Consider the following 10,567-nt stretch of genomic DNA (forward strand, 5'->3'; position numbering starts at 1 on the left):
ATAGCCGGCCGCGACCGTGTGCACGAACTTGGACTGGGCGACCGGATTGAAGATCACATCACCGAAGGACGTGAGCTCCATGCGCATGGTCTCGTAGTTGAATGCCGCACCCACCGGGTTCTGCATCCACGCGTTGGCGATCAGAATCCATACCGCGGACAGATTGGAGCCGATCGCCGTCAGTGCCGTCACGACCAGATGCCCCACCTTGGACAGGCGATCCCAGCCGAAGAAGAACAGCCCGACGAAGGTGGATTCCAGGAAGAAGGCCATCAGGCCCTCAATGGCCAGCGGCGCCCCGAAGATGTCACCGACGTAGTGCGAGTAATAGGCCCAGTTGGTGCCGAACTGGAATTCCATGGTGATGCCGGTGGCGACCCCCATGGCGAAGTTGATGCCGAACAGCAGCCCCCAGAACTTGGTCATCTGCCGCCAGATGTCGCGGCCGGTCATGACGTAGATGGCCTCCATGATCACCAGGATCATCGACAGCCCCAGCGTCAGCGGCACGAACAGAAAGTGGTACAGGGCCGTCAACGCAAACTGCAGGCGTGACAGCTCCACGACCGTCATGTCAATCATCGGCCAACTCCTCGGAACGTGAATCGGGTTCTGCCCGCGATTGCGCGGGGAAAAGCTGGGCGTCCACCCGTGTCGGTGTCACCTCGACACGGTGCTCGCCGGAAAAGAACAGCGTTTTCAGGGTGATCAGCACCATCAGCTTGACCACCAGGGTGATGGCGATGCCCCAGCGCAGGTGTCTGGGCCAGTCCGGTGCGGATGCGGCGCGATCGGTCATTGTCCGTCTCCGGCATCACCATCAATGGCGTCCACGATCCGGGTCCGAACCTTGATCTCCGAATGCAGCGTGCGGTGCACAGGGCACTTGTCGGCGATCTCCAGCAGACGCTGGCGCTGCTCGTCGGTCAGATCACCGGTCAGCTCGATATCTCGGGTGATCTCGTCGATCTTGCCGCCGCGAGTCTCGCAGTCCGCGCAGTCCTCCGCGTGCACCTTCTGATGACTCAGGTGAACGCGAACGCGCTCCAGTGGAAGCTGCTTCATCTCCGCATACATCCGCAGCGTCATCGACGTGCAGGCGCCCAGCCCCATCAGCACGAACTCGTAGGGGCTCGGGCCGGCGTCGTTGCCCTTCAGCTCCGCGGGCTCGTCCGCCGTCAGGCCATGCCGGCCCGCCGTGATGTTCTGCATGTAACGGCCGGTCAGCGTTTCCTCGACGACCACCGTTTCCGTCTGTTCACCTGCCATCCGTTGCCTACCTCGTCACCGCCTCGCCGGCGGCGCGACATTGCGCCTCCAGCTGCGCGGCGCGCATCAGGCCGGGCTGGCTCCACGCCATCTGCCCGTCCGAGAACACCGCGAAATACGGAATGCTGCGAACACCGTAACGCGCCGACAGGGCCGGATGCTGCTCGGTGTTGACCTTGAGAACGATGGCTTCACCGGCCATCGCCGCCGCCGCGCGGGCGACTTCCGGGCCCGCCATCTTGCACGGGCCGCACCACGGCGCCCAGAAATCCACCAGCACCGGCACTCTTGCCTCGCGCAGGATGGCGTCGAACTGATCTGCGCCGACATCCAGCGGGGTGTCGACGGGCCCCAGCGCCTGCTTGCAGGAGCCACAGCGCCCGGCCCGATGAAGATTCGCCGGCGCGATACGGTTCTTGGCGCCGCAGTGTGGGCAGATTCTGATCATGGCGCATCCTCCGGCCAGTCAACGATGAAGGCGCCGCGCAGCTCGCCGGCCCGGAAACCCGTGGCCGCGTCCCGCGGATAACGCAGGGCCAGTTCCTCCGCGATGCCGGACGCCAGCGACGCGCCGTGGCACAGCTCGCACATCGGCTGCGTGATGATCGCGCGCATGTACCGGGCACTGCCGTCGGCCCGCTGCTCGAAATGTTCGAGCCCACCCTGTTCGCCGTCGTCGATTCGCGTGGCGAACGCGGTCATGACCTCACGGGCCCCGGCATCCGGTGCGTTGTCAGGGTTGCGCACGCGCAGCGCCGTGCGCCCCACCGTGGCATCGGAGGACAGCGAGGCCGCGATCTCCGGCGCGCGCACCTGACAGACCTCGATGGCCGCCTGCGGACCACCGCTGGCGATGGCCTGTTTAAGCGCCGCACCGAGTTGCTGCTGCAACGCCGTGGTCAGCGTTCTCGCCTCCACGACACGGTCGGGCTCGGCGAGCGCCGCGGTCGACGGGCCGAGGCCGAACATCAGGATCAGCAGCGTCCGCTTCACGGCACGTCCACCGTGTAGTCCGCAGCACCGGTGTTGCCGGTGCCCGCGTTATGCGCCCAGATCGTGACCAGATGGCGGCCCTGCTGCTTCACCGGCAGCATGCCGGCGAAATGATTGGGTTCGCCGGTGAAGGACAGCGGCACTGCGCTGACCGAACCATCGGGCCGCTCCACCCGGGCCATCACCTCGTAGTCGGCCGTGTCCCACAGCCCGCCTTCGGTCAGCGGACAACCACACATCAGGGTCACCGTCGCCCGCAGCGGCAGCTCGCCGCCCTTGGACGGCATCGGGTCGGCGGTGACGATCAGCCCGGGCAGGTTCAGCACCAGCCCGTCGCCATCAATGGGGTGCCCCGGCACGACCCAGGTGGTGACGCTCAGCGACGCGGGCTGCGCCATCTGCTGCGGTCCGGTCACGCGAATGCGCACGCGGGTGGGTTTGGTCAGTGGCAGGCTCGCGGTGCAGGCGGCGGTATCGGCCTGTGGAGCCAGACGTTCGCCCCGCTGCTGCGGCTTGCGCATCAGCAGGTCGGTGTCGCCGGTGCCTCCGGTGATCTGGCCGGATGCCAGCCAGGCGCCGGTCTCCGCGTTCTCGAAGATCACCTCGAGACCACCAACGCCCGAACCGATGAATTTCGCATCATGTGCCCGCACGCGCACCGTGACATCGGTGGCCGCCGAGGCGTCTTCCGCCGCGGCCGGCAGCGCGCAGCCGAAGGCCAGCAGCGCCGCCAGCAGGAATCGATAGGTCATCCGTACCTCCGTCATCCCTGATCCTTGAGCCGGACGATGCCCAATGCCTTGAGCACGTACTTCTCGTAGATCGGCTCGGTCCCTCCGCTACGCATCTTATGCATGAAGTATTTCTCGAATGCGACCTTGGCGAGATGCACCCACTTGCCCTGCTTGGCCCAGGTGACATTGCGGGGCGGAATCTGCGGCAGCGCGACAAAAGCCACGCCGTCATCGCCCAGATCGGCGAGACAGATCGCGTTCCAGGTGGCCTTGTGCGTGGGCGCTTGGCCGGCCAGGTCCTGCTCGATGTTGTGGACGATGGCGGTGACCATGGACTCGATCATGTATCCGGTCTTCGGCGCACCGGTCGGTATGGGCGTCTGTTCCACCGGCGGAATCGCCACGCAGACGCCGGCCGAATAGATGTTGGGATAGGTCGGATTGCGCTGATGCTGGTCGATCAGCACGAAGCCGCGCGGGTTGCAAAGCCCCTCGACGGCGGCGACCGGGCCAATGCCCCGGAAGCCCGGGATGAACATGGTGAAGCGGCTGGGCAGGTCGTGTTCCCTGAGCACCTCGCCCTTCGCGTCATGCTCGGCGACACGGACCGCATCGGCGCCGGCCTCCAGTACCTTGGCGTTGGTGATCCAGTTGATGTGCCGCTGGCGCATCTCCGACTCCAGCAGGCCCTTGGAGTCGCCGACGCCGCCGAGACCCATGTGGCCGACATAGGGTTCGCTGGTGACGAAGGTGATCGGCACCTGATCCCTGATCTTCCGCTTGCGCAAATCGGCATCGACGATCATCGCGAACTCGTAGGCGGGGCCGCAACAACTCGCGCCCTGCACCGCACCGATCACGACCGGGCCGGGGTTTTCGAGGAAGGCCTGATAGGCCGCGCCGGCTTCCTGGGCATGGGGTGTGGTGCAGACGCTGTGCGTGTGCCCGTCCGGGCCGAGGCCGGGAATCTCGTCGAAGGCCAGTTCCGGCCCGGTGGTGATGACCAGATAGTCGTAGTCGACCTGCTCTCCGCTGGCCAGCGTCAGCCGGTTGCCGGCCGCGTCGATCGCCGTGACCGGATCGCAGAGAAAACGGATGCCCTTTTTTTCCACATGATCGCGAATCGGGACCAGCACCTGATCCGGCTTGCGCCAGCCCACCGCCACCCAGGGGTTGGACGGCGTGAACTGGAAATGCTCGGACGTGCCGATCAGCGTCACGTCATGACCCTTGCCCAGCGTTTTTTTCAGGTCGTAGGCTGCCGGCATTCCGCCGACGCCCGCACCCATCACGACTATATGTGCCATTCGTCTCTCCTGATTCGTGGTCGGTGGGCATGGTCCGGAAACCCGGTGTTTCATGCCGCTTGCGTCAGACCGACGGAGTCATTATATTAGTGATCGCTAAATTAGCAAGTGGCAAATAAGATGGGTGCGATGACAACGACTCCTGCTCCAATTGAAGAACTGTCCATGGAGGAAATGGCCGAGCACGCGGAAGCGGCCGCGTCGCTGCTGAAGGCGATGGCCAGCCCCAAGCGCCTGCAGATTCTCTGCACGCTGGCGGAGGGTGAGGAGCTGTCGGTCGGCGCGCTGAACGACCGGATTCCGCTGTCGCAGTCGGCGCTGTCGCAGCATCTCGCGGTGCTCAGGGCCGACGGACTGGTGACAACGCGACGCGAGTCGCAAACAATTTTCTATCAGGTCGCGCCCGGCCCCGCGCTGGACGTGATCCGGGTGCTCCATGGCCATTTCTGCCATCCGCAGGGGCCACGGTCACAGACACACTGAGGACGCACACGATGGACCTGAACACACTCGGCATCCCGAACCTGAAGGCGCTCAGCCCGGAGATCTGGACGGGCGGCCAGCCCACGCCGGATCAGTTGCGCCAGGCGCAGGCGGCGGGGCTGCGCTCCGTGATCTCGCTTTGCCCGCATGGCGAATGTGGCTGGGACGAAGGCAAGTTCGTCACGGACCTCGGCATGACCGCGCACACGCTGCCGGTCGGCGCGGCCTGCGACCTGAGCGTCAGCGCCGCCCACGCGCTGCACGACCTGCTGGACGACGTGCCCAAGCCGGTGCTGGTGCATTGCGGCAGCAGCAACCGCGTCGGCGCGCTGTTCGCGCTGAAGTCGCATTTCGTGGAAGGCCACTCCTACGACGCCGCACTGGCGCATGGCCGTGATGCCGGCCTGACCGGCCTCGAAGCCACCGTTCGTGACCTGATGACCCAAGCCAACGCTGGAGAATCCCATGACTGAGCAGACACTCTCGCCCGCCCGCTCGGGCACCACCATCGAGCAATGGGTCTTTCGCATCGCCGGCCTGTTCGTGCTGGCCTCGCTGGTGTTGTCCCAGGTGCACAGCCCCTACTGGTTGTGGTTCACCGCCTTCGTCGGCGCCAACATGTTCCAGGCCTCGTTCACCGGGTTTTGTCCGCTGGCAATGATCCTGGGCAAGCTCGGCATCCACAGCGGCGCGGCGTTCTGCCCGCTGAGCGCTTCGAGCAAGTCGGCGCCATGAAACCGCGCCTGTTCCCCGCGATGCTGGCGCTGGCGACCATGGCGTCGCCAGCGCTTGCCTTCGAGCTGGCCACCACCGAGGCCGTCCTGGCGAAGGTGCCGCGCGAGACGGTGTTCGACGGTGCCATCGAGGCGGTGAACCAGTCCACCGTGGCCGCCCAGACCAGCGGCCGGGTGCTGGAGCTGCCCTTCGACGTCGGCGACTACGTCGAACACGGTACGGTGATCGCACGGCTCACGAGCACCGAACAGGCCGCCCAGGTCGAAGCCGCCGAGAGCGCCCGCGCCGAGGCGGATGCCCGGCTCGCCGAGGCCACGCTGGTCTTCGAGCGCACGCGGGACGTTTACAACAAGCAGCTGATCGCCAAGTCGCAATTCGACCGGGCCCAGGCGGAATACAAGGCGGCACGCGCCCGCGCCGAAGCCGCCGAGGCCGCGCTGACCCGGGCCCGCGAGGCGCTGGACTACACGGTCATCCGCGCACCCTACTCCGGCACCGTGGTCAACCGCCACGTGCAACAGGGCGAAACCGTGGGCCCGGGGCAGCCAATCATGACCGGCCTGTCGCTGGAGCACCTGCGTGCCCGCGTCGCGATTCCTCAACAGCACATGGGTGCGGTGAGGATCCACGGCCAGGCCCGGGTCATGCTGCCGGACGGCACGTCGCTACCGATCGAGGACCTGCGACTGCCTCCCGGCGCGAACGCCAGCACGCACAGCTTCGAGGTGCTGGTGAACCTTCCGGAAGGCCAGCATGACGTGTTCCCGGGCACCCTGATCAAGGTCGCCTTCGTCAGTGGCGAGGACACGCGTCTGCTGGTGCCTGCCGAGGCCGTCGTCCGCCGCGGCGAGGTCACCGGCGTCTACGTGGTCGACGGCGACCGCATCAGCCTGCGTTATGTGCGGCTGGGCACGCCCACCGCCGACGGGCGCGTGCCGGTGCTCGCGGGACTGTCCGAGGGTGACCGCATCGCGCTGGACCCCATCGCCGCGGCCAGCGCCTACAAGGCGCAGGCGCAACCCGACACCGGGCAGGCGCCATGAGTCGGGAGTCCTCCAGCCGGCTCGGCATCTCCGGGCGAATCGCCCATGCCTTTCTGACCAGCGAGATCACGCCCCTGCTGGCGCTCACCGGTCTGCTGCTGGGCCTGTTCGCCGTGCTGGTCACGCCGCGCGAGGAAGAGCCGCAGATCCAGGTGACCTTCGCCAACGTGTTCATCCCCTTCCCGGGCGCATCGGCCAAGGAAGTGGAGTCGCTGGTCACCACGCCGGCGGAGCAGATCGTCTCGGAGATCGAGGGCGTCAAGCACATCTACTCGGCCTCCACGCCGGGCATGGCCGCGCTGACGGTGCGCTTCACCGTCGGTGAACCCCGCAACGAGGCCATCCTGCGCCTCTACAACGCGTTCTATTCCAATCAGGACTGGCTGCCGCCCAATGCCGGCGTCGGCCAGCCGTTGATCAAGCCCAAGGGCATCGACGACGTCCCCGTCGTCGCCGGCACCCTGTGGAGCGAAAACCCGGACATCACCGCCGACGATCTGCTGCGCATCGCCCACACCATGGAAGCCGAGTTGCAGCGCGTGCCCGGCACCCGCGACATCGAAACCCTGGGCGGGCCGGACCGCGTGGTCCGCGTCACCCTGGGCCCGCAGCGACTAGCCGGCTACGGCCTGGCGCTGGACGACCTGCGCCGGGCGCTGGCCTACACCAATGCCTCGCAGGACGCCGGTGAACTGCTGGAAGACGGCCAGGTGCTCCAGGTTCAGGCCGGCAACTTCCTCATCACCCCCGAGGAAGTCGCTGATCTCGTGGTCGGCGTGCGCGGCGGCGCTCCGATCTTCCTGCGCGATGTTGCGGACGTCAGTCTGGGACCCGACCAACCCGAGCAGTACGTCAGTATCGGCATGGGCCCGGCCGCTGCGGCCAAGCAGATCGACGTGGGTGGCCGCTACCCGGCGGTCACGATCTCGGTCTCCAAGAAGCCCGGCACCAATGCCGTGGATGTCGCCGAGGCCGTGGTCGAGCGCTTCGAGCAGATGCGCGGCATCCACTTCCCCGACGGCGTTCACGCCACGGTGACCCGCAACTACGGCGAAACCGCGGAAGACAAGGCCAAGACGCTGATCAAGAAGCTGATCTTCGCCACCGCCTCCGTGGTGCTGCTGGTACTGCTGACCCTGGGCCGCCGCGAGGCGATCGTGGTCGGCGCCGCGGTGGTCGTGACACTGGCGATCACGCTGTTCGCATCCTGGGCCTGGGGCTTCACGCTGAACCGCGTGTCGCTGTTCGCGCTGATCTTCTCCATCGGCATTCTGGTCGACGACGCCATCGTCGTGGTCGAGAACATCCACCGGCACATGCAGCTCGGCGGCAAGTCGCTGACCGAAGCGATTCCGATCGCCGTGGACGAGGTTGGCGGACCAACCATCCTGGCGACATTCACCGTCATCGCAGCGCTGCTGCCAATGGCCTTCGTGACCGGGCTGATGGGCCCGTACATGCGGCCGATCCCGATCAACGCCTCCACCGGCATGCTGATCTCGCTGGCGGTCGCGTTCATGTTCACGCCGTGGCTCTACCGCCGCCTGTTCCTCAAGGTCGAACACGCGCATGACGCGCCGGCGGAAGATGCCAGGCCCGATCGTGTCCACCGGCTGTTCGAGCGGGTGATGATGCCCTTCCTCGGCGACCGCCACGGCGCGCGCAACCGCTGGCTGCTGCTGGTGGCGCTGATCATCCTGATCATGGGTTCCATGGGCCTGGCCGGGGTCAAGGCGGTGATCCTCAAGATGCTGCCGTTCGACAACAAGAGCGAATTCCAGGTCCTGGTCGACATGCCGGAAGGCACGCCGCTGGAAGACACCCAGCACGTGCTCCAGGCATTGGCCGATCACATCGAGACCGTGCCCGAAGTCACCGACTACCAGCTCTACGCCGGCACCTCGGCGCCGATCAATTTCAACGGGCTGGTCCGCCAGTACTACCTGCGCCAGGAACCGCATCAGGGCGACATCCAGGTAAACCTGGTCGACAAGCACGACCGCGATCGCAAGTCCCATCGCATCGCCGCCAGCCTGCGCGAACCCCTGCAGGCGATCGGCCGGCCGCTGGGCGCCAACGTGAAGATCGTCGAGGTGCCGCCCGGCCCGCCGGTGCTGGCGCCGCTGGTGGCGGAAATCTACGGGCTGGATCACGACCGGCAGATCGAGGTCGCCCGCCGGGTGCGGTCGATTTTCGAACACACGCCCGAGGTCGTGGATGTCGACGACACCAGCGAGGCCCCGCAGCCCAAGCTGATCGTTTCGGTGGACCGTGCCCGTGCGGCCAAGCTCGGCGTGTCGCAGCAGACCATCGCCGCCGCGATCAGCGCGGCGCTGAACGGCGAGGACATGTCCTATCTGCACGACCCGGCGATGAAGCGGCCGACACCGATCCGTGTCGAACTGCCAGCCGAGCAGCAGGACAACGTGAGCACCCTGCTTGCAATGCGCGTGCGCGCCGCCTCCGGCGCGCTGGTACCGCTGTCCGAACTGGTGGCCGTGGAACGGACCACCCGCGAACAGACGATCCAGCACAAGGATCTGCTGCCCGTGGTCTACGTGACCGGCGACGTCGCGGGACAGACCGATAGCCCGTTGTACGGCCTGGGGCTGATCGCCGGCGAGCTGGGCGAAACCGACATCGACGGCGCGCCGATCCAGCAGTTCTTCACCCGGCAGCCGGACAATCCCTACGCCTGGAGCCTGAAGTGGGACGGCGAATGGCAGGTCACGTTCGAAACCTTCCGTGACATGGGCGCGGCCTACGCGGTCGGGCTGATCCTGATCTACCTGCTGATCGTGGCCCAGTTCCGGTCCTACGGCCTGCCGCTGATCATCATGGCGCCGATCCCGCTGACCATGGTCGGCATCATGCCCGGCCACGCGTTGCTGGGGCAGCCGTTCACCGCGCCGTCAATGATCGGGATGATCGCCCTGGCCGGGATCATCGTCCGCAATTCCATCCTGCTGGTGGACTTCATCCAGCAGGAGGTCGGAGCCGGCAAGCCGCTGCGCCAGGCGACGATCGACGCGGCCTCGGTGCGGGCACGGCCGATCGCGCTGACCGCGGTCGCGGCGATGATGGGCGGATTCTTCATCCTCGACGATCCGATCTTCGGCGGGCTCGCCGTCTCGCTGATCTTCGGCCTGTTCGTCTCCACGGTGCTGACGCTGGTCGTAATTCCGGTCGTCTACTACCACTACAACAGCCGCAAAGCGGCGAACTAGCGGGGACGCCCCGCCCTGGCCACACGGCCACAGCGGGGCCTTCCCTGAAACCCGGTACAACCACGCGCGCCACGGTGCGCATCGATTCGTATTGCTCGAGAAACGTCCATGTCCCCAGCCATCGCGTTCCTGCTCGCGTCCACATTCCTGATCTCGGTGGGCGGTCTCGCCCTGCTGATCTGGGCGCTCGCCAACGACCAGTTCAGCATGAACCGGCACGCGGCCCAGACCATCTTCGCCCCGGGCGAGGTCGGCCGCGTGGAAGACCCGGCCACGCCGTCGGATGCCCGCGAGGCCATGCAGCATGTGCGCGGCGAGGTCGCGCAGGCCAGTGCCGCCGAGGCCGCGGAACTGGACGCGCGCAACGAGGCCGATCAGTCATCCCGTACGCCGGTGCTGTGGTGGTTGTCATCATCGATGATCTGGCTGCTGCTGGGCTCGGTGCTCGGCCTGATCGCGTCGGTCAAACTGCATCTGCCGGAATGGCTGGTCACCCAGCCCGAGCTCACCTTCGGACGCATCCGCCCGGCGCATCTGAACGTGGTCGCCTACGGCTGGGCCTCCATGGCCGGCGTCGGGGTCGGGCTGTGGCTGGTGCCGCGCCTGTTCAAGACCGCGCTGGTCGGCGGCGGCTACGCCACCGTGGGCGCCGTGGTCTGGAACATCGGTCTGGTGATCGGCACGGCCGCCCTGCTCGCCGGCATCAGCGACGGCACGGAATGGCTGGAATATCCCTGGGTCACCGACATTCTGCTGGTGGCCGGCGGCGCGCTGGC

Annotated in this window: 13 protein-coding genes; 6 read left to right on the plus strand and 7 right to left on the minus strand. The window is 66.7% G+C overall.

Features of this window, described 5'->3' with window-relative positions; all coding sequences use genetic code 11:
* The 7 genes from ABNS06_RS14535 to ABNS06_RS14565 form a co-directional block, all read right to left on the minus strand.
* A partial coding sequence (locus tag ABNS06_RS14535; protein ID WP_348675316.1) for a cytochrome ubiquinol oxidase subunit I occupies positions 1 to 582 on the minus strand: 582 nt, incomplete at its 3' end.
* Complete coding sequence (gene cydP / locus ABNS06_RS14540; RefSeq protein ID WP_348675317.1) at positions 575 to 799, minus strand: cytochrome oxidase putative small subunit CydP; 225 nt, start codon at positions 797 to 799, stop codon at positions 575 to 577. The genes ABNS06_RS14535 and cydP, both read right to left, overlap by 8 nt.
* Positions 796 to 1,269 (minus strand): OsmC family protein, encoded by a 474-nt coding sequence (locus ABNS06_RS14545; protein WP_348675318.1) that lies wholly within the window; start codon positions 1,267 to 1,269, stop codon positions 796 to 798. The genes cydP and ABNS06_RS14545 overlap by 4 nt, the downstream gene beginning before the upstream one ends.
* A gap of 7 nt (positions 1,270 to 1,276) precedes the next feature.
* Complete coding sequence (locus ABNS06_RS14550; RefSeq protein WP_348675319.1) at positions 1,277 to 1,717, minus strand: thioredoxin domain-containing protein; 441 nt, start codon at positions 1,715 to 1,717, stop codon at positions 1,277 to 1,279.
* Complete coding sequence (locus tag ABNS06_RS14555) at positions 1,714 to 2,262, minus strand: DUF3365 domain-containing protein (RefSeq protein ID WP_348675320.1); 549 nt, start codon at positions 2,260 to 2,262, stop codon at positions 1,714 to 1,716. The genes ABNS06_RS14550 and ABNS06_RS14555 overlap by 4 nt, the downstream gene beginning before the upstream one ends.
* Positions 2,259 to 3,014 (minus strand): hypothetical protein, encoded by a 756-nt coding sequence (locus ABNS06_RS14560; RefSeq protein ID WP_348675321.1) that lies wholly within the window; start codon positions 3,012 to 3,014, stop codon positions 2,259 to 2,261. The genes ABNS06_RS14555 and ABNS06_RS14560 overlap by 4 nt, the downstream gene beginning before the upstream one ends.
* A gap of 11 nt (positions 3,015 to 3,025) precedes the next feature.
* Positions 3,026 to 4,303: an FAD-dependent oxidoreductase gene (locus tag ABNS06_RS14565; RefSeq protein WP_348675322.1), complete on the minus strand. Its 1,278-nt coding sequence runs from the start codon at positions 4,301 to 4,303 to the stop codon at positions 3,026 to 3,028.
* 129 nt (positions 4,304 to 4,432) lie between these two features.
* On the opposite strand from ABNS06_RS14565, the gene ABNS06_RS14570 reads away from it, so the two are divergent.
* From ABNS06_RS14570 to ABNS06_RS14595, 6 genes are all read left to right on the plus strand, one after another.
* Positions 4,433 to 4,786, plus strand: a complete 354-nt coding sequence (locus ABNS06_RS14570; RefSeq protein WP_348675323.1) for a metalloregulator ArsR/SmtB family transcription factor — start codon at positions 4,433 to 4,435, stop codon at positions 4,784 to 4,786.
* A gap of 11 nt (positions 4,787 to 4,797) precedes the next feature.
* Positions 4,798 to 5,259: a hypothetical protein gene (locus ABNS06_RS14575; RefSeq protein ID WP_348675324.1), complete on the plus strand. Its 462-nt coding sequence runs from the start codon at positions 4,798 to 4,800 to the stop codon at positions 5,257 to 5,259.
* The gene (locus ABNS06_RS14580) at positions 5,252 to 5,521 is read left to right on the plus strand and encodes a DUF2892 domain-containing protein (RefSeq protein ID WP_348675325.1); all 270 of its coding nucleotides are present in this window, start codon (positions 5,252 to 5,254) and stop codon (positions 5,519 to 5,521) included. The genes ABNS06_RS14575 and ABNS06_RS14580 overlap by 8 nt, the downstream gene beginning before the upstream one ends.
* Positions 5,518 to 6,564, plus strand: coding sequence for an efflux RND transporter periplasmic adaptor subunit (locus ABNS06_RS14585; RefSeq protein WP_348675326.1), 1,047 nt, complete (start codon positions 5,518 to 5,520; stop codon positions 6,562 to 6,564). Before ABNS06_RS14580 ends, ABNS06_RS14585 begins: the two co-directional genes overlap by 4 nt.
* Positions 6,561 to 9,791: an efflux RND transporter permease subunit gene (locus ABNS06_RS14590; protein ID WP_348675327.1), complete on the plus strand. Its 3,231-nt coding sequence runs from the start codon at positions 6,561 to 6,563 to the stop codon at positions 9,789 to 9,791. The genes ABNS06_RS14585 and ABNS06_RS14590 overlap by 4 nt, the downstream gene beginning before the upstream one ends.
* A gap of 108 nt (positions 9,792 to 9,899) precedes the next feature.
* Positions 9,900 to 10,567 (plus strand): cbb3-type cytochrome c oxidase subunit I (locus ABNS06_RS14595; protein ID WP_348675328.1); only part of this gene is annotated, 668 nt, incomplete at its 3' end.

It is taken from the genome of uncultured Abyssibacter sp. (genome assembly GCF_964000955.1).
Classification (GTDB): domain Bacteria; phylum Pseudomonadota; class Gammaproteobacteria; order Nevskiales; family OUC007; genus Abyssibacter.